Below are 23,853 nucleotides of genomic sequence, written 5' to 3'. Positions count from 1 at the left end.
CAGCACGCCGACGGTCGGCGAATCGGCCCGGGAAAAGCCGCCTCCGCGGCCCGGTTAACCATTCCGCCACACGTCGTTCACCCGGCATACCGCTGCGGGTCGACCCGAATGACGGGCCGACACCTAACGTCACCCACGTGGTTAAGCTCTCCGTCATCGTGCCGTTCTACAACGTGCAGCAATACGCGCCCGACACTCTGAGGAGTCTGCGTGCGAACGCACGTGACGACTTCGAATTCATTCTCGTCGACGACTGCTCGCGCGACGAGACTCCGGACATCCTGGAGCGTGCGGCGCGCGAGCTTCCCGGCGCCGTCCACCTCCGCCATGAGACGAACGGGGGTCTCGCGACCGCCCGCAACACGGGCCTCGACGCGGCCCGCGGCGAGTACCTGACCTTCCTGGACGGCGACGACTGGCTCGCGCCCGGGTACTTCGCTCAACTCGTCGACGCCATCGAGGGGTTGGGCTGCGACTTCGTGCGCACCGACCATGTGCAGTGCACCGCGCGGGCCCGTACCGTGCACCGTGTCCCGCACGGCAGGCGCGGCGTCGTGATGAACCCGCGCGAGGTGATACTGCCCGCCGACCGCTCGACCTCCGTCGACTACGCGTACGCGTGGGCGGGCATCTACCACCGCCGGCTCGCCGACGCGGGGCTGCTCCACTTCACCGACGGTCTGCGCACCGCCGAGGACAGGCCGTGGATCTGGCGGCTGCACCGCGAGGCGGAATCCTTCGCCGCGGTCGGTCTTCTCGGTGTGTTCTACCGGCGCGGGGTCGCGTCCTCACTGACCCAGATCGGTGACGTACGCCAGCTCGATTTCATCAAGGCATTCGACCAGGTCGTACAGGAAACAGCGGCGGACCGGGACGCGGACGAACTCCTGCCGAAGGCCGTCCGCACGTACTGCGCGATCATCTCCCACCATTTGGGATCCATCGAAAGGTTCGAGCCACCCGTGGCGCGGAAATTGAAGTCAATGAGTGCGGCCGCCCTGAAGCGGATGCCGCAGGGCGTTCTCGACGACGCGCTCGACTCCATGGACCTCCAGCGGGCGACGCGGCTGCGCAGGCTGCGGCGGCGCCCGGTGTCGGCGGAGGTGGCCGCGTAATGGCGTCCTCCCGTACGACGCAGATCTTCCTCGCGTCCACGCTGTACGGCGCCGCGACGCTCGCCGCCGCCCTGGACGCCGACCGCTTCGGACCCGCGGACCGGCGGATCCTCCTGGTCAGCAACAACGCGGCGACGCCCGAGACGACGACGCCCCTCGACGGGATGCCGGGCTTCGAGCGGCTGCGCGGCCGGTTCGACGAGGTGCGCTCCTGGAACGAGGCCGTCTCCCCTTTCCATCCGGGCGGCTGGGCCCCGCGCGGCGACGACGTCGTGCTCTGGGAGCGCTACTTCCGGATGCTGTGGGACCTCGGTGACGACGAGATCGAGCTGGCCGTCGAGTCCATCCAGGTCAACCCGGCGCTCGCGCTCGCGCAGATCTTCACGGGCGTCCCCGTGGACGTCTACGCCGACGGCCTGATGAGCTACGGCCCCACCCGCAACAAGATCGACCCGCTGGTCGGCACCCGCGTGCGGCGCCTGCTCCACCTGGACCTGGTGCCGGGGCTCACCCCGCTCCTGCTCACCGAGTTCGGCGTCGCCCCCGAGGTCGTACCGACCGAGGCGTTCCTGAAGGTCCTCGCCGAACTCGCGGAGGACGAGCAGGAGTTGCCGGAGTTGCCGGAGTTCCCGGAGGGCGAGGCGCCCGTCCTCGTCCTCGGCCAGTACCTCTCCGCGCTCTCCATCCTCACCGCCGAGGAAGAGGAGGAGCTGCACATCCGCATGGTGCGCGGCGCCGCCTCGCTCGGCCACACGCACGTGGTGTTCAAGCCCCACCCCACGGCGCCGGCCCGCTGGTCGCGCGCCCTGGAGAAGGAGGCACGGACGATCGGCGTCGAGCTGACCGTGCTCGACACGCCGGTCCTCGCCGAGGTGCTCTACCAGCGGATGCGGCCCGCGCTCGTCGTCGGCTGCTTCTCCACGGCGCTGCTCACGGCGTCCGCGCTGTACGGCCTGCCCGCCGCCCGCACCGGCACGGAACTCCTCCTGGAGCGTCTCGCGCCCTACCAGAACAGCAACCGCGTCCCCGTCACGATCGTCGACGCGCTGCTGCCCGAGCTCACCGACGGCACGGCGGTCACCGCGCAGGAGGCCGGTCTCGGCACCGGCGAGCTGACGAACCTCCTCAAGGCCGTCGGCTTCGCGATGCAGCCACAGATCTATCCGCGGCTGCGTCCCGAAGCCGAGCGCTACCTCGCCCGGAGCCTGGACGCCACCACCTGGCGCTACTTCAAGCGGCGCCGCCTCACCGCCCTCGCGCTGCCCGGGGCCGTCCCCTCGCAGCTCGCCTTCATCCCGCGCAACGCGGCCGTCCGGCGCGTCGCGCGCCGCGCGCGCTCCGTGCAGCGCTCGCTCAAGCGGACCGCACTCGGATGACCGCTCCCGGACCCACGCTCCCGACGTACATACCGGGCGCGGAACACGGCACGGAACGCGGCGACCATGAGCACGTCTCCCGTACGGTCCCGGCCGCCGGGCCCACCCGCGGCAAGCCGCGGCTGCGCGCCCTCGACGGACTGCGGCTCGTCGCCGCGCTCATGGTCGCCGCGTACCACTACGGCGGCCGCGACGGAGAGATCTCCGAAGCCTGGGGCAGCTCCCCCAAGACGCAGTTCCCGACGGCGAGCGAATGGTTCGCGTACGGCTGTCTCGGCGTGCAGATCTTCTTCGTGATCAGTGGCTTCGTCATCTGCATGAGCGGCTGGGGCAGGCCCATGCGCTCGTTCTTCGCGTCCCGCGCCTCCCGTCTGCTGCCGTCGTACTGGGCGGCGATCGTCCTGGTGACCGCGGTCTTCGCGCTGCCCGCCGTGACGTACGCGGCGGTCTCGCCCAGCGACGCGCTGGTCAACCTCACCATGCTGCAGCAGCCGCTGGGCGTGGACCGGGTGCTCGGTGTGTGCTGGACGCTCTGGGCCGAGCTGCGCTTCTACGCGCTGTTCGCCCTGTGTGTGGTCATGCCGGGCGCGACCCGCGCGCGGGTGGTGCTGTTCTGCGCGGTGTGGACGCTGGCGGCGGCCGTGTCGGAGGCCGCGAACGAGCCGCTCCTCGACCTGGTCCTGATGCCCGAGTACGCCCCCTTCTTCGTCGGCGGCATCGGCATCTACCTGATCCACCGCGACCGCCGCGACCTCACGGCGTGGGGCATCACGGGCGTGAGCTGGCTGATCGGCCAGCACTACGCCGTCGACCGGCTCTGGCACGCGCCGAACCCGGACTTCTTCTCCTACCGCTCCTCCGTCGTGATCATGGCGGTGATCACGGCCGGTTTCGTGGCGGTGCTGCTGATCGCGCTCGGGCACCTGGACTGGGCGAACTGGCGCTGGCTGACCGTGGCCGGCGCGCTGACGTACCCCTTCTACCTGGTGCACGAGCACCTGGGCTGGGTGACGGTCGAGGCGCTGCACCGGCACCTCGGCCTGCCGTCCTACGCGACGTTCGGCCTGACCATCGTCGCCATGCTGATCCTCGCGTGGCTCCTGAACCGTTACGTCGAGGAACGGCTGACGCCGCTGATCCGCAACGGACTCAACCGGAGCCTCGCTCCCGCTGCCCGGAAGTAGCGGGCGTCCCCCCGGAAGTGGCGAGCGTCGCGCCGATCCCCGTCACGATCGCCGCGAGCCCTTCCTCGAAGCCGCGGTCGTGCGAGCGGAACATCACCTCGCCCGCCGCCGCGGCCAGCGGGTACGCGGCGAGGCGCTCGGCGCGCGCCGCGAGGTCGTAGCCGCTCGCGCCGTGGGCGGGCCCGGGGCCCGTCGCCTGCTCCTCGATGACGTACCCGATCGTGTAGTTGTACACGGTGAACCAGGCGCGCGCGGCCGCGTCCGGTGCGAAGCCCGCCCCGGCGAGGACCCGCAGATGGGCCTCCATCGGGGCCGCGTACGACAGGTCCGTGTAGTGCGTACCGCTGAAGACCTTCGCGCCGTCGCGGTGGCGCAGCAGATGCTCGCGCAGGCCCCGCATCGCGGCCGTGAGCGCGACCCGCCAGTCGGCGTCCGGCGTGGACAGGAAGTCCTCGCTCATCCGCCGCATCATCTCGGTCGCCATCTCGTCGAGCAGCGCCTGCTTGTCCTTGAAGTGCCAGTACAGGGCGGGTGCCTTCACGTCGAGGCGCTGGGCGATGGCGCGCAGCGTCAGCCCTTCGAGCCCCGTCTCGTTCAGCAGGTCGAGCGCGGTGCGCGCCACTCGGGTCCGGTCCAGCTTCGTCGTCGCCACCTTGACAATTTAACACCGTTAAGCGCAGGCTTCGGCTCATGGAACTTAACGACGTTAAGGAAACCGGCGTACTCATCGTGGGCGCGGGCCCCACCGGCCTCGCCCTCGCCTGCGATCTGGCACGCCGCGACGTGCCCGCCCTCGTCGTCGAGCGCGCCCCCGCCCTGTTCCCCGGCTCGCGCGGCAAGGGGCTGCAGCCCCGCACCATGGAGGTCTTCGACGACCTCGGCGTCATCGGCGCGGTCCTCGCGTCGGGCGGCCCCATGCCCGTGGGCATGGTGTGGCGGGGCGGGGAACGGCAGGGCGAGTACCGGATGTTCGACGAACCGGAGCCGACGGAGACCGCGCCGTACACCACACCGTGGATGCTCCCCCAGTGGCGCACGCAGGAGATCCTCCTGGCCCGCCTGCGGGAGCTGGGCGGCGACGTGGTGTTCGGCGCGGAGGTCACCGGCTCCGCCCAGGACACCGACGGGGTGACCGACCGCCTCTCGACGGGGACCTCGGTGCGCGCGGCGTACGCCGTGGCGGCGGACGGCGGGCGCTCCTTCCTGCGCCGGGAGCTGGGCATCACCATGTCCGGCGAGAGCGTGGACCCGAACCCCGTCCTGGTGGCGGACGTCCGCATCCCCGCGCTCGACCGCGACAACTGGCACATGTTCCCGGCGGCCGACGACAGCGGCCTGTACACGGCGATCTGCCCGCTGGCCGGCACGCACGACTTCCAGCTGACCGCCCAGTTCCCCGCCGGGACGACGCCCGACCTCTCCCTCCGGGGCGTACGCGACCTCGTCGCCGCCCGGACGCACCTCACCCCGGACGACGTGACCGAACTCCGCTGGTCCTCCGACTTCCGGCCGCGCGCGGCGCTGGCGGACCGCTTCCGCGAGGGCCGCGTCTTCCTTGCCGGGGACGCGGCGCACATCCACTCGCCGGCGGGCGGCCAGGGCCTGAACACGAGCGTCCAGGACGCGTACAACCTGGGCTGGAAGCTCGGCGCGGTGCTCCGGCACGGGGCGCCGGACTCCCTCCTCGACACGTACGAGGAGGAGCGGCTGCCCAACGCCGCGCAGATGCTGGGCCTGTCCACCCGCATCCACCGCGGCGAGGCGCGCCGCGGGGCGGCCACGCGCCAGCTCGGCATCGGCTACCGCGAGAGTTCACTGACGCGGGAGACGCGCGAGGACGTGCCGGGGGACGCGCTGCGGGCGGGCGACCGGGCGCCGGACGGCCCGTACGGGGCGGGAACCCTCTTCGACGCGTTCCGGGGCCCGCACCACACGCTGCTTGCGGTGGGCACGGACACGGAACTCCCGTCACTGGACGAGAAGTTGATCCGCTTCCACTCGATCCCGGCGTACGAGCCGTACGGGAAGGGCTTGTTCCTGGTCCGTCCGGACGGCTACGTCGGCTGGGCCGGGACGGACGCGCGGACCGGCCTCACCGCGTACCTGGCGCGCTGCGGGATCCCGTCGCCCCTCATCCCGTCACCCCTTGACCTCAAGTCTCCTTGAGGTTCTACGTTCAAGGGCATGACAGCATTCGCGTACTCGCACAGTGACCAGGACCTCGCCAACCAGCCCGTCGGCTACTGGAGTTCCGCCGCGGGCGCGGCCGTCGTCCACCACATCCGCACGATGCTCGCCGAGATGGGCCTGACCCAGCCCCAGTGGTGGGTCCTCAGCCAGCTGCTCCAGGCCCCCGAGGGCAGACCCCGGGACGAGGTCGTGGCCGTCCTGAAGGGCTATCTGGAGGTCGGCGAGGGTGCCCTGGTGCACAACATCGACGCCCTGCGCGACCGCGGTCTCGTCAGTGACGTCCCCGGGGACGACCGCATCGCCCTCACCGAAGAGGGCCGCGCCCTCCAGGCCCGCGTGGCCGAGCGCCAGAAGGCCGTCCGCGCACAGATCCACGAGGGCATCACGGACGAGGACTACGTCCGCACGCTGAAGGTCCTCCAGCGCATGATCCACAACGTGGGGGGCTCGGCCTGGCACCACTGACATGGGGGGTTCGGCCGGGCACCACCGAAGTCGCCGCCGCGGTCACACGCTGGAGAGCGACAGCTTCACCGCGAAGCCGAGGAACAGCGCGCCCGCCGCCGACGTGGCCCCGGCCGAGAGGCGCTTGCGGCGGCGGAACGCGGCGGAGAGCCGCGTACCGCTGAAGATCAGGGCGGTGAGGTAGAGGACGCTCGCGATCTGGGCGAAGGCGCCGAGTACGACGAAGGACAGGGCGGGGTAGGCGTAGCCCGGGTCGACGAACTGGACGAAGAAGGCGATGAAGAACAGGATCGCCTTCGGGTTGAGCAGGCTGATCACCAGCGCCCTGCGGAACGGCCGCTCCCCCGCCGCCGCGTCCCCCTGTTCCGGGCCCGCCGCGCTCTCCGCGGTCCGGTCCCGCCGGGCCTGCCACATGCTCCACGCCGCCCGCATCATGCCGACCGCCAGCCACGTCAGATACCCGGCACCGGCGTACTTCACGATCCCGAAGAGCAGCGCGTTGGCCTGCAGCAGCGAGGCGACACCGGCCGCCGACAGCGTCATCAGGACGGCGTCGCCGCACCAGACGCCCGCGGCCGCCGTATAGCCGGTGCGGACGCCGCGGCGGGCGGCGACGGAGAGCACGTACAGCGAGTTCGGCCCCGGCAGCAGAATGATCAGGACGAGACCCGCGAGATAGGTCGGAAGATCGGTGACACCCAGCATGGCCGGAGTGTCGCACGGGTGTGCGGCATGGGGACATCCGTGTCCGCTTGCCGGACACGGGAGGAGAAGTCCGGCCGGTCGGATCCGTCAGAACGCGTCCGTCGGCACGTAGGCCCCCCACACCTCCCGCAGCGCGTCGCACACCTCGCCCACGGTGGCCCGTGCCCGCAGCGCCTCCTTCATGGGATAGAGGACGTTCGCCCCCTCCTTCGTCCCTTCCTTCGTCCCTTCCTTCGCCACCTCCTGGAGTGCCGCGAGTGCCGAGCCCACCGCTGCACCGTCCCGCTCCGCGCGCAGGCGGGCGAGGCGGGCGGCCTGCTGGGTCTCGATCGCGGGATCGACGCGCAGCGGCTCGTACGGTTCCTCTTCGTCGAGGCGGAAGCGGTTGACGCCGACCACGACGCGGTCGCCGCTGTCGGTCTCCTGCGCGATGCGGTAGGCGTTGCGTTCGATCTCGCCCTTCTGGAAGCCCTGCTCGATCGCGTGCACGGCGCCGCCGAGGTCCTCGACGCGCCGCATCAGGTCGAGGGCCGCGCCCTCCACGTCGTCGGTCATCCTCTCCACGACGTACGACCCGGCGAAGGGGTCCACCGTCGCCGTCACGTCCGTCTCGTACGCGAGGACCTGCTGGGTGCGCAGGGCGAGCCGGGCCGACTTGTCGGTGGGGAGCGCGAGCGCCTCGTCGAAGGAGTTGGTGTGCAGCGACTGGGTGCCGCCGAGGACCGCGCCGAGGCCCTGGACGGCGACGCGGACCAGGTTCACCTCGGGCTGCTGGGCGGTGAGCTGGACGCCCGCCGTCTGCGTGTGGAAGCGCAGCATCAGCGACTTGGGGTCGCGCGCGCCGAACTCCTCCCGCATCACGCGGGCCCAGATGCGCCGGGCGGCGCGGAACTTGGCGACCTCTTCCAGGATCGTCGTACGCGCCACGAAGAAGAAGGACAGGCGCGGTGCGAAGTCGTCCACGTCCATGCCGGCCGCGACCGCCGTACGGACGTACTCGATGCCGTCGGCCAGCGTGAACGCGATCTCCTGCGCGGGCGAGGCACCCGCCTCCGCCATGTGGTAGCCGGAGATCGAGATGGTGTTCCACTTCGGCAGCTCGGCGCGGCAGTACCGGAAGGTGTCCGCGACCAGGCGCAGGGACGGCTGGGGCGGGAAGATGTACGTGCCGCGCGCGATGTACTCCTTGAGCACGTCGTTCTGGATCGTGCCGGTCAGCCGGTCGGCGGCGATCCCCTGTTCCTCGGCGACCAGTTGGTAGAGGAGGAGCAGCAGCGCGGCCGGCGCGTTGATCGTCATCGAGGTGGAGACCTCGTCCAGCGGGATCCCGCCGAACAGGACCCGCATGTCGTCGATCGAGTCGACGGCGACGCCCACCTTGCCGACCTCGCCGCTCGCGATCGGGGCGTCGGAGTCGTGCCCCATCTGGGTGGGCAGGTCGAAGGCGACGGACAGGCCGGTGGTGCCGTGTTCGATCAGCTGCCGGTAGCGGGCGTTGGACTCGGCGGCGGTGCCGAAGCCCGCGTACTGGCGCATGGTCCAGGGGCGGCCGGTGTACATCGTGGGGTAGACCCCGCGCGTGAAGGGGTACGCGCCGGGGGCGCCGAGCTTCTCGGCCGGGTCCCAGCCCGCCAGGTCCTCCGGGCCGTACACGGGTTCGACGGGCAGTCCTGATTCCGACGTGTGGGTCATGCGTCCAGCTTGCGCCCGCACCCGCGACGCGTCACTCGCGGCAAACCGGGAAACACTCCAGAAGTGTGGTGCGTGGTGTCCGCGAAGTCGTCTACGAACACGGGGGCGTGATGGGCAGGAGCGCGATATCGGCGGGGGCGGTGGCGGCACTGGTCCTGGTGGCGGGGTGCAAGGCGGTCGCGGTGGACGCGGAAGGGGGGCCGAGCGGTGACGGCGGGAAGCCGGGGAGGACGGCGGTGCCGACGCGGACGCCGGCCGAGGCGCCTCCACGGACCCCGGCGCGGTCGCCCACCAGAACACCCGGAACACCGGCGCGGGATCCCGCGCCGCACACCCCCGCGCCCGCCCCCGAACCGGGGAGGACGCTCATGGAGCGGGGGGACGCGGGCGAACAGGTGCGGGAGCTCCAGGCCAGGCTGCGGCAGATCGCCTGGTTCGGCGAGAGCCCGACCGGGACGTACGGGCCCGTCACCGTCGCCTCCGTCAAGGGCTTCCAGGCCAAACGCGGCCTGGCCACCACGGGCGTCACGGACACCGTCACCTGGCGGAAGCTGCTCGGCATGACGCGCGAACCGACGCGGTCCGAGCTGTACGCGGGCGGTGGCATGCCGCCCGCGAAGCCCGACAAGCGCTGCACGACCGGGCGGGTCCTGTGCATCGCCAAGAGCAGCCGCACCCTGACGTGGATGATCGACGGCAAGGCGATGTCGACGATGGACGTGCGGTTCGGGTCGCAGTACACGCCGACCCGTGAGGGCACGTTCAGCGTCTACTGGAAATCCCGGCACCACGTCTCGACGCTCTACGACACGCCGATGCCGTACGCGATGTTCTTCAGCGGCGGCCAGGCCGTGCACTTCTCGGCGGACTTCGCGGCCAGGGGGTACGCGGGCGGGTCGCACGGCTGCGTGAACGTCAGGGACGAGGGGAAGATCGCGAGCCTGTTCGCGCAGGTGCGGAAGGGCGACCGGGTCGTCATCTACAAGTGACCCCGCCGGATACGGCCGAATACGGCTGATCCCGGCCGATCACGGGAAAAGCGGCGTGGGCGGGATCGGGGGAACGTATCCCGCCCACGCCGGTGGCACGGAGCCGAAGGTACGGGGGGAACCCCCGGCTCGTGCGCGGGCCGATGACCAGTCGGCTCACTTCTTACTGCGTCGAGCCCTCGAAAAACGTCACACCTTTGCCGGAGGGCCCTGGTCAGGCCGCGCGGGAGAAGGTGACGGCAGGCGTCAGGGGGGAGGCGTCGGGAGAAGGCTTCAGGAGAGGTGGGGCAGGGCGCTGCGCGATGCCGTGGGGCCGGGGTACGGGACGGACGGGGAGGTGACTGGCGGCACGTCTCCGCCGTCGCCGCCCGAGCCGCCGTCCTCCTCGCCGCCGTTCCCGGCGTCGCCGTCGTCCCCGCCGTGGCCGCCCTCGCCGCCGCCCTGCCCGCCGCCCTGGTCACCGCCGCCGGGCCGGCCGCCGCCGACGCCACCGCCGCCGAGGACCCGGCCGCAGAACTCCTCCACCCGCTCCGGGCCCTTGGCCGCCTCCTCCAGGCGGCGGCGCTTCTTGCCCTGGAGATCGCCGCTGCGGTAGGCGCGGCAGGCGACGACCACCTTGCGGTACCACGTGCGCGCCTCGTCACGGCGGGGCGGCTTCGGCCTGTCGCCGCTCGGCTGCTGCGGGACGCCGGTGTGCTCGTCGTCCGCCTCGGCCTCCGACGGCGGGCTGCTCACCGGCTCCTGCGACGACGTCGGGGTGTCGTCGGGGGCCGTGGTCTCGTCGGGCGAGAGGTCCTCGGACGGTTCGCGCGGCTCGCCGGGCGGGGAGGGCGGCGACTCCTCCGGGGTGGTGTCGGGCGACGCGGACGCGGCGGGTCCCTGGCTGCTGTGCTCGCCGAACGGCGAGGGCAGCACGCCCGTCCCCGCGGCGACCGCGACGCCGCCCAGCATGCAGCCCGCGAGGGCCGCGGCCACGCCGAAGCGCACGGGTCTTCCCCAGCGGGTGGGGCGCGGACGGTTGCCCGCACTCCCCAGACGTACGGTCTCGCCCGCGGCGGCCTCGTGCGCGGGCGTCGCGTAGGGCGCGGTCCTGGCGCTGCCGCCGCGCACGGCGCCCGCCGCGCCCGCCGCGTCCGCACGCTCCGCGCGCGCGGCACGGAAGGCGGCCAACGCGGCGGCCTCACCCGGGAGTTCACCGGCGACACCGTCGGACGGACCGGACGCGGACGGACCGGACGGCGAAGAGGAAGCCATCCCCTGCTCGCCCGCGCGGTCCAGCGCCGAGAGCGCCCGCGCGAGCCGCTCGGCCCGCGCGTGGGCCTCCGCTTCCGCCTCCGTGCGAGCCTCCGCGCCGGCGGAGGAATCGATGCCTTCGAGGGGCTCCCCGCGCAGCAGACGCTCCGCCGCGTCGCGGTCCAGCCACTTGTGGTGCTCGTCGGCCATCACATGTCCTTCTGCGTCCGCGTACGCGATTGCGTCACACCGGCGGACGTCACCGCGCACCCGCGCGGTTCTCTCTGTGGCGGTACGGCGCCCAGCGCCTCCTTGGGATCGGCCCCCTCGGGACCGAGAAGTTCGGCGAGCCGCTTCAGGCCCCGGTGCGCCGCCGTGCGGACGGCTCCGGGGCGCTTGCCGAGGGTCCGCGCCGCGGTCTTCGCGTCGAGGCCGACGACGACGCGGAGCACGACGGCCTCCGCCTGGTCCTGCGGGAGCTGGGCTATCAGGGCGAGCGCCTCACTGGTGGCGAGGGACTCCAGCGCCTCGCCCGCGGTGTCCGCCTCGCCCGGCTTCCCGGTCAGCTCCGACTCGTCGCCGCCCACGGCGGGACGGCGGCCCCGCATCCGTATGTGATCGAGGGCGCGGTTGCGCGCTATGCGCGCCGCCCAGCCCCGGAACCGGTCCGCGTCACCGCTGAACCGGTCGAGATCGCGCGCTATCTGCAGCCAGGCCTCGGAAGCGACGTCCTCGGCGTCCGGGTCGGCGACCAGCGTGCGTACGTACCCCAACAGCCGCGGGTGCACGGCGCGGTACACAGTCCGGAACGCGGTCTCGTCCCCGTCCTGTGCCGCAAGCACCGCGGCGGTCAGCTCCGCGTCGTCCCCCAGCACTCTCTCAATCCTGCCACTCGGAGATCTGCGCCCGGCCCCGGCGCGAACCAGCACGCTACGGGCTCGGACAGGCCTACGTCCATGTTTGTACAACGTGCAACTAGCGGGTGACAGAACGCGGTGTGACAGAAAACGCACGCGCGGCGCTGAAGAGAGTACGGGCCGCACGCGGTTCGTACCGTGTACCGGCCGGGGCCTCTCCTGTGGGGGGTGGCGGCCCCGGCCGGTTCCGCGGTGGACCTCAACTGCCCAGCGCCCGGACTCCTCCCCCGGCGCCCTCGCCCCTGCTCTTCTCCTCGCCCTTCCCGTCGCCGCGGCCCTTCGCGCCGCCCGGCAGGAGCAGCGCCGCGCCCGCGAGGACGAACAGGCTCAGGGAGACCACGTTCAGGACCTTGTCCACGCCCGTGTACATGTCCAGGTGCTGAAGGTGGTAGATCAGGTGCGGGACGCTGAAGACCAGCCAGGCAAGCCCCGCGAGCTGTACGGCGAGGACGTTCTCCACCCGCAGTGCCGCCACCGCGCTCAGCGCGGCGAGGGCCAGGTACATGGCCCCGACGTCCTTGACCAGATGCTCGTTGAACGGGCCGAGCACGGGCAGCCAGTGATGACCGAAGCCGGGGAACGTGTCGTACCAGTTACGGGGGGCGAAGTAGGCCCACCCGCCCACCGCCGCGCCCGAGACCGCGAGCAGCGCCAGGAGCAGACGTCGAAATGAAGTGCTCATGTCCTAGGGGTCCTCTCGCCGACCGCATCAGATCCAGTGACGCTCAACCGCCCGCACCCCCGCTTCGAACCGGCTCTGTGCGTTGAGCCGTTCCATCAGCTGGGCGACCGTGCGCCGCACCGTCCGGTCGGAGGTCTCCAGGTGCCGCGAGATGGCCCGGTCGGTCAGCCCCTGCATCAGCATGGCGAGGATCTGCCGTTCGGTCTCGGTGGGGTGCAGGTCCTGCGGCGTGACGGGCTCCGCGCGTTCCCACAGCCGGCCGGCCATGGTGCGCAGCGCCGTGACGACGCCGGGGGTGTCGGTGTGCGCCCAGGCGGGGTCCCCGGACGACCTCGTGGTGAGCAGGGCGCCCTCGGTGGTGAGGAGCAGGGCGCCCGGGGGGAGCCTGTCGTGCTCCCTCACCTCGGCGCCGCCCTGCCGCCACCCGGTGTGCGGCGAGTCCGACGACGGGGTGCGCGCCATGGGGAGGACGATCCGCAGCGAGGAGGGCCGTTCGTCGTCGCCCAGGAGCCGCAGGACCGGGTCGTCGAGGAGGGGACGGTTCCAGTAGCAGAAGATGTCCTGCCCGGGTTCTTCGATCAGCCGACGGGCGATCCGCGTCGTGTCGCCCTGGTCCGGCAGGGAATCGAGGATGATTTCTGAGATCTTCACCTTGTGGCCCCTTCGGCCGGTTGCGTTCCCGGACTTGTGCGTGTGCTGGACGGCGGCGGCAGGGCGGTGTCGGCACTCTCCGGATCCGGGGTCGGCACGGCTCCGAGCAGGTGCAGTTCGGCCAGCAGCCCTTCCGGTTCCCCTGGAGAGAGGTTGAGGCGTCCTCCGGAGGACTCGATGAGCTTGCGGGCTATGGACAGGCCGATGCCGCCCGGCTTGGAGGGCGCTCCGCCGGTTCCGCCGCGCGGCGCCTCCGCCGGCTTCCGGCCGGTCAGACCCGGCCCCTGGTCGCGCACTTGGACGGTGAGCAGCTTGTTGTCGGTCAGGACGTTGATCCTGATGACGCTGTTCTCCGGGGAGTACTTGAGCGCGTTGTCGAGCAGGACGTGCAGGGCCTGCTCGACGGCGCCGGAGCGGCTCAGCGCCCAGGCCTGCCGCGGCATGCTCACCTTCAGCTGGACGGAGTTCTGCTCCGCCACGGAGGCCCAGCCGCGGACGCACTCCTCCACCACTTCGCAGACGTTGACCACCTGGGCCGTGTGGTCGGACGGCATGGACCGCGCGTGTTCCAGCATGTCGGTCAGCGTCCGGTGGAGCCGGTCCACGTCGGAGAGGATGCGGGCCTGCCGCTCGACGGCCGAGTCGGGGAGATAGGGCCTCAGGTTCTCCACGCGCAGGCGCAGCGCCACCATCGGGTTGCGCAACTGGTGGGCCACGTCGGCCAGGAAGGTCCGGTGCCGCTCCAGGGTGGACTGGACCGTGCCGGCCAGTTCGTTCGTCCGGTGCCTGAGTTGGTTCAGCTCATGACCGGCGGCGAGCGGTTCGACCCGCGCGTGGAACTCCCCCTGCGACAGGGCGCGCAGCGTCTCGCCCAGTTTCCTGGACGCGGCGTGCGTGCGGTGCCGCACGGCGACGACGGGCAGGACGCACAGCGCCAGGCAGAACGGCCAGGCGACCAGGAGCACCCCCCACACCGTCAGCACGTCGTTCCGCGGGCCGTCGGAGGTCTGTGTGGCCCACAGCACCGAGCGGCCGGACTCCTCCGGCCACCACGTCGCCCACACCGAAGGACCCGAGCCGCGCGCACGCAGCCGTTCCGGCGGTACGACCTCGACGTCAGGCCCCTTCACGGGCCTGGCGAGCCGCTTCTTCAACTCCTTGGTCACCGAGGGTGACTGCGCGGTGGAGCCCAGCACCTTTCCGTCGGGCGTGCGGAGGTGGAGATCGGCGTCGGACTCCGCGCCGAGCTCCTCGAGCCGCTGCCGGATGCGGGCCGCGGGAGCATCTCCTAAGCGCCCCGACAACTCGCCCTGGGCTTTCACCATGACCTGCATCAACCGTGATTCCGCCTCCTGGTCGGCCGCCTTCTCGTACAGAACCCCGGCAAGAGCCAGGGAGAAGGTCATGACCGCGCAGGAGAGCGCGGTGGCCACCGCGACGTGCAAAGTACGTATGTGCACTGAAATTGGCTCTCGGACTCAGTGCTTCGACTCAAAGCTGAAGCCCACGCCTCGATGTGTTCTGATCCATCCGGGATCGCCCAACTTGCGCCGAACGGCGGCTACATGTGTGTCCAAAGTACGTGAGGCGCCGACCCAGGATGTCGACCAGACGGCCTCGGAGAGTTGCTCGCGGGTGAATACACGGCCCGGGGACGCGGAGAGCAGACTCAGCAGCTCGAATTCTTTACGCGTAAGGGGAAGTTCGCGGCCGTCGACCGTCACGGAACGCGACCACTGGTCAATGGTGAGAGGGCCGTGCGAAATATGTGTGCGCGTCTTCACGGCATTGCTCTGTGGTTCATTCTGCGGCAATTGCTGCGGCTCGCTCCGGCGGATGACCGCCGTCATTCGGGCCAGCAACTCCTGTAGGTGGTAAGGCTTGACTATGTAGTCGTCGGCACCGAGACGCAGACAGAGGACTTTGTCCATCTGATCGGAGCGTGCCGTGACGGCGATGAGCGGTACGGAATGGTTGGCGCGCAGGCGCTGACACACTTCGAGGCCGTCGACGTCGGGCAGATTGAGGTCGAGCAGGATGATGTCCCAGTTCGGCACCGCCTCCACCGCTGACCTGCCGTCACTCGCGTGTTCGACGTCCCACCCCCGTTGCTCGAGACTCTCGATCAAGGCCTCGGCGACATGCGGATCGTCTTCAACGAGCAGTGCCTTCACAGCTCCCCCTGGCGGTAAGTGGCATCTTGACGGCGGCGACCTGCTTGTGCCGTCCATCGTTTGAGATCGCGCAGTCATCTTAGGTCGCGGATGGCTGTTCTACAGGCCCGTTTAGGGGAGATCACATTCACTCGGCCACTTACTGTGACGACTTACCGTGACGACTATCCGATGCGGGCGTTGTCCGCCCTCGGGCGTCTACAGCCGATACGTCGGTCCGCCCCGGCGGCGCGGCCGGTGAACCGCTCGCCGCACAGTGCGCATAGTCGCACAACTCACCCTGGCTGATACGGTGTTCACAGGGGGAAGGGATTGCCGCTTCGTCGTCATCGACGCCGGATTATGGGCGCCGAGCCTATAATCGGCGTGATCCTGTGGAGGGGAACGGATGACGGGGAAGGATCCGCGTCGGAACAGAGCGGAAGGGCGGCTGACGCTATGGGTGCTGTGCGGCTTACTGGCCGGGGTGCTCTTCGGTCTGGTCGACCCGGCGAACGCCGCGCGGATGCGTTTTCTGTCGGACGCCTATATATCCCTGATGACGCTTCTGGTCACCCCCATCATCTTCGTGACCGTACTCAGCGGCATCGCTTCGATCGGCAGTAGCCGAGGACTCGGGCAGCTCTCCCTCAAGGCTTTCGTCTACTTCGAGTTGGCGACCACCGTCGCGCTCGTGGGCGGTCTCGTCGTCGGAGACCTGCTGGGTCTGCTCCCGCTGGGGAGCTCCCACCCGATCGACCCGGAAGAGCTGGGACCGCTCCGCCACCAGGCCGAGCTGAACTGGAGCAACGGACTGGGGCTCGACAGTGTCGTCCCGAGCAGCCTAATTTCTGCTTTCCTCCGGGGCAATCCCCTCCATGTGCTCGTCGTGGCCGTTCTCTTCGGCGTGGCCCTCCTGCGGTCCGGTGAGCGCGGCGCTCCGCTGGTCGATCTGGTCGACCGGGTGGGGTACGTGCTCTTCCAGGCGGTGCGGATCCTGGCGGCGGGCGCGCCCCTGGCGGCGTTCGGCGGTGCCGCCTACACCATCAGCAGGTTCGGGCTCGTGCCGCTGCGCGGACTCCTCTTCCTGGTCATCGCCTTCTATCTCGCCTGCGCCGTCGTGCTGTTCGGCGGGCTCGCCCTGGTGGCCCGGCTCAACGGCTTCTCCCTGCTGCGGCTGATCCGGTTCCTCCGCCACGAGCTGCTGATCGTGCTCGGCACCTCGTCGTCGGAGCCCGCGTTCCCGCGCGTACTGCGCAAGCTCGAACTGGCCGGTGTGCCCCGGGAGACCGGGGCGCCCCTGCTGGCGAGCGGCTACTCGCTGCATCTGGTGGGCACGTGTCTCTACTTGACCCTGTCGGCGACGTACATCGCGCAGATGACGGGGGACGGGCTGACCTTCGGTGAGCAGATGGTCTTCCTGGCCCTTGCCCTGGTCGTCTCCAAGACCGCGGTGGGCGTGACGGGTTCGGGACTGCTCACCCTGGTGGCCATCGTGTCCATCACGCACACGCCGTCGCTGGGCGGGATCGCGCTGCTGGTCGGCATCGACCGGGTCATGTCGGAGGCGCGCGCCGTCACCAACCTCGTCTGCAACGCCGTGGCCACCCTGGTGATAGCCAACTGGGTGGGCCAGTTGGACGTCGCCCGGCTCAATCACGTGCTGTCCGCCTCCCGCCCCGCCGACCCCGACCGCTCGGAGGACGACCCCAAGGTCGTCGACATCCGGTTCGTGGACTGAAAAGGCGGCCGCCCGGTGAAGGGCGGCCGCCGGGGGCGGGGAGTGGTGGGGGCGTCAGCGCGCCGGGGCGCTGAAGGCGATGTCGGTTCCCGCGCCCTGCTCGATCGCCCTGGCGCGGAGGAGGTCACAGGTGAACGCGTCCTCGATCGGGACGCCCACGGATTTGAAGAGCGTCGTCTCCCGCCCGGAGCGCCGCCCCGGGTGCCTCCCCGACAGCGGTTCCGACAGCTCGACGAGCGTCGGCGCGGGCGGAAGCACACCCTCCGCGATGGGGATCGCCACGTCACCGGCTTCGCGCAGCACGGCCGCGGCGGACTCGACGAACAGGGTCGAACGGGCGACGAGCCCGGAGGGCAGCTCCCGCCGCCGGCTTCCGTACGCGCCGACCGCGCTGATGTGCACCCCTTCCTTCGCCACGGCCTCGTCGGGGAAGAGCGGATCGGGAGAGGACGTGACCGTGCAGATCACGTCCGCGTCGCGCACCGCGTCCTCGGCCCGGGAACAGACGGTGACGTCGAGGCCGGGGCCGGAGGTGCGGGCCCATTCGGCGAGGCGGTGGGCCCGCCCGGCGTCGCGGCTGTGCAGGCGCACCTCGCGCCAGGCGCGGAGGGGGGCCAGCCCCTCGAGGTGGCTGCGCGCCTGGGCGCCGGCTCCGATGACGGCCAGGGTGGCGGCGTCCTCGCGCGCCAGTACGTCGGTGGCCAGGGAGGTGACCGCCGCCGTGCGGATCTCGGTCAGTGCCTGCGCGTCGACGACTGCGGTGGGGGTTCCGGTCCGCGCGTCGAAGACGGCGACCAAACCCTGCACGGTGGGCAGCCCCAGCACCGGGGCCCGGTCGAACAGCGTGATGAGCTTGACCGCCAGGGTCGACCCGTAGACCGCCGGCATCAGCAGGAGGTCACCGTCCTCGGTGCCGACGGCGCTCCGCGGGAACTCATCGCTTCCGGCACTCTGCCGGGCGAACAGGGTGCCGATGGCGGACGTCAGGTCCGGCACGGGCAGCACGCGCCGCACGGTCTGCGCGTCCAGGAGTCTCAGCACGTGCGGCCTCCTCGGGGAGTCGGGCCGGGGCCCGCGGGGTGTCGGTGGGTGGGGACTGCCTCAGTGGGTGCAGGCCGCACGGAGCGATTCCTCAAGGAGGTCGCAGAGCAGGTCGACCTGGCGGACGGAGAGGCCGGGGTGGCAGGGCAGGTTGACCTGCTCGTGGAACCAGACCCGCTCGGCCGTGGGGCACTCTCCGTAGCGATGACCGCGTGCGCGCCACTCGGGCAGCAGGTGCAGGGGGAAGTAGCGCAGCGGGACCTGGACGCCCCGGTGGTCGAGTTCGTGCAGGAGCCGGTGGCGGTTGATCCCGTCCGTGCCCTCCCGGACGAAGAACGTGAACAGGTGCTGGGAGTGGATGACGCCGTCGGGCGCCTCGGGCGCCTCGACGAGACCGCGGAACCCGCCGAGCGTCTCCCGCAGGCGGGCGGCGATGGCGCGCCGGCGCTCCACCATGCCGGGCAGGGCGCGGAGTTGGCTCGTGCCCATGGCGGCGGCCGCCTCGGGGAGCGTCGCGTTGGTGCCGTGTTTGCGCAGCGCGACGAGGTCGTGGGTGTAGGCGTTGCCGGGGTAGAGGCCGCCGGGCAGGTTCTCCTTGGAGTCGCCGAAGGTGTGGCGCCGGGGCAGGAAGCTGCCGTCGACCTCGTTGCCGCGGAGCCGGTCGACGCGCTCCGCCCACTCCGGGTCGGAGAACGTCAGCATGCCGCCCTCGCCGAGGGTGGTGATGTTCTTGCTCGAGTGGAAGCTGAAGCAGCCGATGTCGGCGAGGGCGCCGGGGCGCGCTCCGTGGTAGACGCTGCCCAGCGCGTGGGCGGAGTCCTCGATGACGAGAGCGTCGTGGGCCCGCGCGATGTCCATGATCTCGTGCATGTCCGCGGGGTGGCCGCCGTAGTGCACCAGGATGACGGCGCGGGTCTTCGGGCCGATCAGCCGTTCCAGGCACCTCGGGTCCATGTTGAGGGTGTCCTGCCTGACGTCGCAGAACGTCACCTCGACGTCGGGGTACTGGAGGAGCGGCTGGATGGACGCCTGGTAGGTCTGCGGGGTGACGATCACCTCGTCGCCGGGGCGCAGGCCGAGCAGGTGGATGGCCAGCTCCAGGGTGACGGTCCCGCTCGTCGTGCTCATCGCGAACGGCGCGCCGACGTAGTCCCGGAAGTTCCGCTCGAACTCCTCCCGGCGGCCCCCGCCCGACAGCGTCTCGCCGGAGCGGAGCACGCGGGTCACCGCCGCGATCTCACGGTCTCCCACGACGCTGCCGACCGGCAGATAGGGGACGACGTACTCCTTGCCGGGCTTGCGGAAGGCACCCAGCTTGGGTATGTCTCCGATGGTCATGGCGTCTCCAAAGGGTGTGGTTGAGCGGGGGTCCGGCCACCTGGGCGGGCCGGGCGCCGCGCAGGACCCGGAGGCCTCGCGGACCGTCAGACGCGGGAGGCGTGGGACGGCCCCGGGCGAGGGGTGGGCGCCGGCGCGCGCAACCGCTCCGCGGTCACGACGAGGGCGGAGCACAGGTCGTGCAGCCGCTGCCGTGCGAGGGCGCCGCGCAGGACCCGTCGGCCGTCCGCGCTCCGTTCGAAGTCGGCGGGTACGGTCGCCAGCTGTTCCGGCAGGGCGATGCCCCGCAGCGCGCGCACCACGGTCCGCAGCGCGTCACAGACCTGCACGGCGGAGAGGTTGGCCCCGTGCGCCACGAGCGCGGTGGGCTTGGCGGCGAGCGGGGAGACGTCCAGGTGGTCCAGGGCGTTCTTCACCACTCCACTGAAGGAGCCGTGGTACATCGGTGACGCGATCACGAACGCGTCGGCCTCGCCCGCCAGTTGAGTGAACTTGCGGGCGTAGGGGTCGGCGTAGGAGTCCGTGTCACCGTGCCGGCTCGGATCGACGATCGGCAGCGGCTGCGACGCGAGGTCCCACACCGAGGGGTCCGCACCGAGGTCGGCCAGCATCCTGCTCGCGGCCTCGACCGTGGCCGTGGTGTGGGATCCGCTGGTGGGACTTCCGCTCACCAGCAGGACCACGGGGCGCTGCGTCTGACTCAACGGTTCAAGCCTTTCCGTGTGCCGCTGGATGGAGTTCCGAGAGACCGGGGCGGCCGGTGCGACGTGGTGAGGATGGCCGAATCACGTCGCGAGCAAAAGATCTGTGGCCACTCACGGACGGCTCGTGTCACAAACCGGCGGCGCGCTCAGAGCTTCGTACGGGACGACGTGCCCACGCCCTTGAGCCACCCCCGGCGCGCGGCGAGGGCCCCTGCCTCGAACCGGCTCTGGGCGTTGAGCTCCTGCATCACCCTGGTGACGGCGCGGCTCACGGTCCGCTTGGAGACCCCGAGCGAGGCGGCGATCTGCTCGTCGGTGTAGCCGCGGGCGAGCAGCAGGAGCACGTCCAGCGCCTGGCGGTCGTCGGGGGCGTGGCCGCAGGAGCGCCGCGGGCTGGCGTTCTCCCACAGGTCGTGGAAGAGGTAGTGGAGCATTCCGGTGGTCTCGGCGCACTCGGACTCCGTGACGGCTCCGTCGACCCCGTTGCCGGAGTCGGCGGACTGGACGACGACCGAGGTCCTGCTGTCCAGCAGGGCGAACGTGACCTGGGTCTTCTCGGTGGTGCGGATCAGGACACCCGATCCGGCCTGCCACGAGAGGTAGGACTCGAGGTGCGGTGAGGACAGCGCCTCCTCGTCCCAGACGGCGCGCACGCGCACCCAGCGCTGCAGCAGGCTCGTCAGGGCCAGCTTGTCCTGGCGGATCGTCAGGGGGCTCAGTGCCTGGGGCCCGTACACGAGGGACACGTCGTGGCGTGCCGAGTCGAGGGCGACGTGGAACGGGAGGCGGGTCCGGGTGCTGATCGGCGGATGAACGGCCTGGGTACGGGGAAGGGCCCGTACGGGGGACATGGCGGTGATGGTCATGGCTGTGCTCCTTACGCTCCACTGCACGGTGAAGAGACAAGAGGCCTGCGTGGCACGTGAAGTGCCGCCGCCCGATGAGGGATTGGGCGAGCACTCAGGCTAGGAGCACTGAGTTAAATCGATGCACGTGCATGTATGAGGAACGTCAGGTCTGTGTGAGTTCTTGTCCACGATCACGACCGGCCCCTCCCCCGGCGGACCTCCGGGGTGACCCGTCGATCTACCTCAACTGCCCCTGAAACGCGGCCAGTCAAGCCGGGCGACCCTCGCGCGAAGAGTGTCCTCCATAGGCATCACCTATGGAAAGCATGCGTTTCTACTGTTGGTGCACTCGCGATGCGTGGGCATAGCATCCGGCCCCATGACTCTGGTGACTCGTACAACGAGCACGTCGACGGCCCGTACGGTCTGGGGCTCGACGGTAGGCAAGAAGGCGGTCATGGCCGTGAGCGGTCTGCTGATGATCGCTTACCTCGTGGTGCACATGGTGGCCAACGTAAAGATCTACTTCGGCGCGGCCGGCTTCGACGCCTACGGGCACTGGTTGCGAGTCATGGGAGAGCCGGTCCTCCACCGTGAGTGGGGTCTGTGGATCGCGCGCGTGGTCCTCCTCGCCTCCGTGGTGGCGCACGGCGTCTCGGCGTACCAGCTGAGCCGCCGCGACATCAAGGCGCGCCCCACCCAGTACGTCCACAAGAAGCCGCGCACCAGCTACGCCACGCGCACCATGCGCTGGGGCGGGGTCATCCTCGGCCTCTTCATCGTCTGGCACATCCTGGACATCACGACCGGCACCGTGCACCCGGGCTTCGAGGAGGGCAAGCCGTACAACAACGTCGTGGACACGTTCTCCACCTGGTACGGCAACGCCATCTACATCACCGCGATGCTCGCCATGGGGATGCACGTCCGGCACGGACTGTGGAGTGCCGCGCAGACGCTGGGCGTCGGCAGCCGGGTCCGCGACCGCTCCCTGAAGGCCGTCGCCAACGGGCTCGCGCTCGTGCTGACGGTCGGCTTCATTTCTGTCCCCGTAGGTGTCATGACCGGAGTGGTGAGCTAGATGAGCGCCTTTGCTGAGTATGTGACCGGTGAGCCGGTCGTCGATGGCAAGGCTCCGGCCGGGCCGATCGCGGAGCGGTGGGACACCCGGCGTTTCGAGGCGAAGCTGGTGAATCCGGCCAACCGGCGCAAGCACACGGTGATCGTGGTCGGGACGGGTCTGGCGGGCGGTTCCGCGGGCGCGACGCTGGCCGAACAGGGCTACCACGTGGTGCAGTTCTGCTACCAGGACTCCCCGCGCCGGGCGCATTCGATCGCCGCGCAGGGCGGTATCAACGCGGCGAAGAACTACCGCAACGACGGTGACTCGGTGCACCGGCTGTTCTACGACACCGTCAAGGGCGGCGACTTCCGGGCGCGGGAGTCCAATGTGCACCGTCTGGCGCAGCTCTCGGTGGAGATCATCGACCAGTGTGTGGCGCAGGGCGTGCCCTTCGCCCGCGAGTACGGCGGCCTGCTGGACACCCGCTCGTTCGGCGGTGTGCAGGTCTCGCGCACGTTTTACGCGCGGGGGCAGACGGGGCAGCAGCTGCTGCTGGGCGCCTATCAGGCGCTGAGCCGGCAGATCGCGGCGGGCAATGTGGAGATGCACCCGCGCACCGAGATGCTCGATCTGATCGTGGTGGACGGGCGGGCGCGCGGCATCGTGGCCCGTGACCTGATCACCGGGAAGATCGACACCTACTTCGCGGACGCCGTGGTTTTGGCCTCGGGCGGCTACGGCAACGTCTTCTACCTCTCCACCAACGCGATGAACTCCAATGCCACCGCGGTGTGGCGGGCCCACCGGCGCGGCGCGTACTTCGCCAACCCCTGCTTCACGCAGATCCACCCCACCTGCATCCCGCGCACCGGGGATCATCAGTCGAAGCTGACGCTGATGAGTGAGTCGCTGCGCAACGACGGCCGGATCTGGGTGCCCAGGGCCAAGGGCGATGACCGTCCGGCCAACCAGATCCCCGAGGACGAGCGGGACTACTACCTGGAGCGCATCTACCCCGCCTTCGGCAACCTGGTGCCCCGCGACATCGCCTCGCGGGCCGCGAAGAACGTGTGCGACGAGGGGCGCGGGGTGGGCCCGGGCGGCCAGGGCGTCTACCTCGACTTCGCCGACGCCATTGAGCGCATGGGCAAGAAGAAGGTCAAGGAGAAGTACGGCAACCTCTTCGACATGTACGAGCGGATCACCGCGGAGAACCCGTACGAGGTGCCGATGCGGATCTATCCGGCCGTGCACTACACGATGGGCGGGCTGTGGGTGGACTACGACCTGCAGACCACCGTGCCGGGCCTGTTCGCGATCGGGGAGGCCAACTTCTCCGACCACGGCGCCAACCGGCTGGGCGCCAGCGCGCTGATGCAGGGCCTGGCCGACGGCTACTTCGTGCTGCCCTCCACCATCAACGACTACCTCGCCCGCAACCCTGACACCGATCCGGTCTCCGCCGAGCATCCCGTGGTGCGCGAGGTGCTGGACGAAACGTCACAGCGGATCGCGCGGCTGCTGGCCGTGGACGGGGACCGCACCCCGGACTCCTTCCACCGCGAGGTGGGCGAGGTGATGTGGGAGTTCTGCGGCATGGCCCGCACCGAGTCCGGGCTGCGCAAGGCGCTGGAGCGCATCCCGCAGATCCGCGAGGAGTTCTGGCGCCGCATCAAGGTGCCCGGCAGCGGGGAGGAGTTCAACCAGTCGCTGGAGAAGGCCAACCGCATCATCGACTACCTCGAGCTCGCCGAGCTGATGTGCCT

At 70.6% G+C, this 23,853-nt stretch carries 22 protein-coding genes; 9 read left to right on the top strand and 13 right to left on the bottom strand.

The window, feature by feature from the left end; genetic code table 11:
* Positions 1-137: 137 nt before the first annotated feature.
* Genes AC07DO_RS21295 through AC07DO_RS21285 form a run of 3 tightly spaced genes read left to right on the top strand, consistent with a single transcriptional unit; the run spans position 138 to position 3,675 of the window.
* Positions 138-1,115 (top strand): glycosyltransferase family 2 protein, encoded by a 978-nt coding sequence (locus AC07DO_RS21295; protein WP_479061660.1) that lies wholly within the window; start codon positions 138-140, stop codon positions 1,113-1,115.
* On the top strand, positions 1,115-2,491 hold the full coding sequence (locus AC07DO_RS21290) for a polysialyltransferase family glycosyltransferase (RefSeq protein WP_479061659.1): 1,377 nt from the start codon (positions 1,115-1,117) through the stop codon (positions 2,489-2,491). Before AC07DO_RS21295 ends, AC07DO_RS21290 begins: the two co-directional genes overlap by 1 nt.
* Complete coding sequence (locus AC07DO_RS21285) at positions 2,488-3,675, top strand: acyltransferase family protein (protein WP_479061657.1); 1,188 nt, start codon at positions 2,488-2,490, stop codon at positions 3,673-3,675. The genes AC07DO_RS21290 and AC07DO_RS21285 overlap by 4 nt, the downstream gene beginning before the upstream one ends.
* On the opposite strand, the gene AC07DO_RS21280 is transcribed toward AC07DO_RS21285, so the two are convergent.
* Positions 3,641-4,336: a TetR/AcrR family transcriptional regulator C-terminal domain-containing protein gene (locus tag AC07DO_RS21280; RefSeq protein WP_479062451.1), complete on the bottom strand. Its 696-nt coding sequence runs from the start codon at positions 4,334-4,336 to the stop codon at positions 3,641-3,643. The genes AC07DO_RS21285 and AC07DO_RS21280 overlap by 35 nt on opposite strands.
* A 29-nt stretch (positions 4,337-4,365) precedes the next feature.
* On the opposite strand from AC07DO_RS21280, the gene AC07DO_RS21275 reads away from it, so the two are divergent.
* On the top strand, positions 4,366-5,841 hold the full coding sequence (locus AC07DO_RS21275; protein ID WP_479061656.1) for an FAD-dependent monooxygenase: 1,476 nt from the start codon (positions 4,366-4,368) through the stop codon (positions 5,839-5,841).
* Positions 5,842-5,859: 18 nt separating this feature from the next.
* Positions 5,860-6,330: a MarR family winged helix-turn-helix transcriptional regulator gene (locus AC07DO_RS21270; RefSeq protein ID WP_479061654.1), complete on the top strand. Its 471-nt coding sequence runs from the start codon at positions 5,860-5,862 to the stop codon at positions 6,328-6,330.
* A 42-nt stretch (positions 6,331-6,372) separates the two neighbouring features.
* Here AC07DO_RS21270 and leuE read toward each other — a convergent pair whose 3' ends face one another.
* Together leuE and AC07DO_RS21260 are read right to left on the bottom strand one after the other, a co-directional pair.
* Positions 6,373-7,035 (bottom strand): leucine efflux protein LeuE, encoded by a 663-nt coding sequence (gene leuE / locus AC07DO_RS21265; protein ID WP_479061652.1) that lies wholly within the window; start codon positions 7,033-7,035, stop codon positions 6,373-6,375.
* A gap of 87 nt (positions 7,036-7,122) precedes the next feature.
* A complete protein-coding gene (locus tag AC07DO_RS21260; RefSeq protein ID WP_479061650.1) occupies positions 7,123-8,727 on the bottom strand; it encodes an acyl-CoA mutase large subunit family protein in 1,605 nt (534 codons plus the stop codon).
* A gap of 110 nt (positions 8,728-8,837) precedes the next feature.
* Here AC07DO_RS21260 and AC07DO_RS21255 point away from each other — a divergent pair, with 110 nt between their 5' ends.
* Positions 8,838-9,716: a L,D-transpeptidase family protein gene (locus AC07DO_RS21255; RefSeq protein ID WP_479062449.1), complete on the top strand. Its 879-nt coding sequence runs from the start codon at positions 8,838-8,840 to the stop codon at positions 9,714-9,716.
* Between the two features lie 273 nt (positions 9,717-9,989).
* Here the strand turns inward: AC07DO_RS21255 and AC07DO_RS21250 are convergent, their stop codons facing one another.
* From AC07DO_RS21250 to AC07DO_RS21225, 6 genes are all read right to left on the bottom strand, one after another.
* Positions 9,990-11,159, bottom strand: coding sequence for a hypothetical protein (locus AC07DO_RS21250; protein WP_479061649.1), 1,170 nt, complete (start codon positions 11,157-11,159; stop codon positions 9,990-9,992).
* Entirely contained in the window at positions 11,159-11,824 is a 666-nt protein-coding gene (locus AC07DO_RS21245) for an RNA polymerase sigma factor (RefSeq protein WP_479061647.1), read from the bottom strand. Before AC07DO_RS21245 ends, AC07DO_RS21250 begins: the two co-directional genes overlap by 1 nt.
* Before the next feature lie 241 nt (positions 11,825-12,065).
* The gene (locus tag AC07DO_RS21240) at positions 12,066-12,548 is read right to left on the bottom strand and encodes a hypothetical protein (RefSeq protein ID WP_479061646.1); all 483 of its coding nucleotides are present in this window, start codon (positions 12,546-12,548) and stop codon (positions 12,066-12,068) included.
* A 27-nt stretch (positions 12,549-12,575) separates the two neighbouring features.
* Positions 12,576-13,199 carry a helix-turn-helix transcriptional regulator gene (locus AC07DO_RS21235; protein ID WP_479061644.1) on the bottom strand — a complete coding sequence of 208 codons (624 nt, stop codon included), beginning with the start codon at positions 13,197-13,199 and terminating at the stop codon, positions 12,576-12,578.
* Complete coding sequence (locus tag AC07DO_RS21230) at positions 13,196-14,659, bottom strand: sensor histidine kinase (RefSeq protein ID WP_479061642.1); 1,464 nt, start codon at positions 14,657-14,659, stop codon at positions 13,196-13,198. Before AC07DO_RS21230 ends, AC07DO_RS21235 begins: the two co-directional genes overlap by 4 nt.
* 18 nt (positions 14,660-14,677) lie before the next feature.
* Entirely contained in the window at positions 14,678-15,373 is a 696-nt protein-coding gene (locus tag AC07DO_RS21225) for a response regulator transcription factor (RefSeq protein WP_479061640.1), read from the bottom strand.
* A 388-nt stretch (positions 15,374-15,761) separates the two neighbouring features.
* On the opposite strand from AC07DO_RS21225, the gene AC07DO_RS21220 reads away from it, so the two are divergent.
* Complete coding sequence (locus AC07DO_RS21220) at positions 15,762-17,093, top strand: cation:dicarboxylate symporter family transporter (RefSeq protein WP_479061639.1); 1,332 nt, start codon at positions 15,762-15,764, stop codon at positions 17,091-17,093.
* 54 nt (positions 17,094-17,147) lie between these two features.
* Here AC07DO_RS21220 and AC07DO_RS21215 read toward each other — a convergent pair whose 3' ends face one another.
* From AC07DO_RS21215 to AC07DO_RS21200, 4 genes are all read right to left on the bottom strand, one after another.
* A complete protein-coding gene (locus AC07DO_RS21215; RefSeq protein ID WP_479061637.1) occupies positions 17,148-18,134 on the bottom strand; it encodes an ornithine cyclodeaminase family protein in 987 nt (328 codons plus the stop codon).
* 60 nt (positions 18,135-18,194) lie between these two features.
* A complete protein-coding gene (locus AC07DO_RS21210) occupies positions 18,195-19,472 on the bottom strand; it encodes a DegT/DnrJ/EryC1/StrS aminotransferase family protein (protein WP_479061636.1) in 1,278 nt (425 codons plus the stop codon).
* Between the two features lie 86 nt (positions 19,473-19,558).
* Positions 19,559-20,176 carry an NADPH-dependent FMN reductase gene (locus tag AC07DO_RS21205; protein WP_479061634.1) on the bottom strand — a complete coding sequence of 206 codons (618 nt, stop codon included), beginning with the start codon at positions 20,174-20,176 and terminating at the stop codon, positions 19,559-19,561.
* A gap of 146 nt (positions 20,177-20,322) precedes the next feature.
* Positions 20,323-21,042, bottom strand: coding sequence for a response regulator transcription factor (locus AC07DO_RS21200; RefSeq protein WP_479061633.1), 720 nt, complete (start codon positions 21,040-21,042; stop codon positions 20,323-20,325).
* Positions 21,043-21,403: 361 nt separating this feature from the next.
* On the opposite strand from AC07DO_RS21200, the gene AC07DO_RS21195 reads away from it, so the two are divergent.
* On the top strand, positions 21,404-22,105 hold the full coding sequence (locus AC07DO_RS21195) for a succinate dehydrogenase (protein WP_479061632.1): 702 nt from the start codon (positions 21,404-21,406) through the stop codon (positions 22,103-22,105).
* Positions 22,106-23,853: fumarate reductase/succinate dehydrogenase flavoprotein subunit (locus tag AC07DO_RS21190; protein WP_479061631.1), on the top strand; the 1,748-nt coding region annotated here is incomplete at its 3' end. It abuts the gene before it with no gap.

The organism is Streptomyces sp. NPDC045678 (assembly GCF_056432085.1).
This window is presented reverse-complemented; position numbering and strand designations above follow the sequence as displayed.

Coding starts and splice junctions, on each gene's coding strand:
- AC07DO_RS21195 (WP_479061632.1), top strand. CDS start 21,404: ATGACTCTGGTGACTCGTACAACGAGCACGTCGACGGCCCGTACGGTC.
- AC07DO_RS21260 (WP_479061650.1), bottom strand. CDS start 8,727: ATGACCCACACGTCGGAATCAGGACTGCCCGTCGAACCCGTGTACGGC.
- AC07DO_RS21290 (WP_479061659.1), top strand. CDS start 1,115: ATGGCGTCCTCCCGTACGACGCAGATCTTCCTCGCGTCCACGCTGTAC.
- leuE (WP_479061652.1), bottom strand. CDS start 7,035: ATGCTGGGTGTCACCGATCTTCCGACCTATCTCGCGGGTCTCGTCCTG.
- AC07DO_RS21285 (WP_479061657.1), top strand. CDS start 2,488: ATGACCGCTCCCGGACCCACGCTCCCGACGTACATACCGGGCGCGGAA.
- AC07DO_RS21210 (WP_479061636.1), bottom strand. CDS start 19,472: ATGACCATCGGAGACATACCCAAGCTGGGTGCCTTCCGCAAGCCCGGC.
- AC07DO_RS21240 (WP_479061646.1), bottom strand. CDS start 12,548: ATGAGCACTTCATTTCGACGTCTGCTCCTGGCGCTGCTCGCGGTCTCG.
- AC07DO_RS21275 (WP_479061656.1), top strand. CDS start 4,366: ATGGAACTTAACGACGTTAAGGAAACCGGCGTACTCATCGTGGGCGCG.
- AC07DO_RS21255 (WP_479062449.1), top strand. CDS start 8,838: ATGGGCAGGAGCGCGATATCGGCGGGGGCGGTGGCGGCACTGGTCCTG.
- AC07DO_RS21250 (WP_479061649.1), bottom strand. CDS start 11,159: ATGGCCGACGAGCACCACAAGTGGCTGGACCGCGACGCGGCGGAGCGT.
- AC07DO_RS21200 (WP_479061633.1), bottom strand. CDS start 21,042: ATGACCATCACCGCCATGTCCCCCGTACGGGCCCTTCCCCGTACCCAG.
- AC07DO_RS21220 (WP_479061639.1), top strand. CDS start 15,762: ATGACGGGGAAGGATCCGCGTCGGAACAGAGCGGAAGGGCGGCTGACG.
- AC07DO_RS21270 (WP_479061654.1), top strand. CDS start 5,860: ATGACAGCATTCGCGTACTCGCACAGTGACCAGGACCTCGCCAACCAG.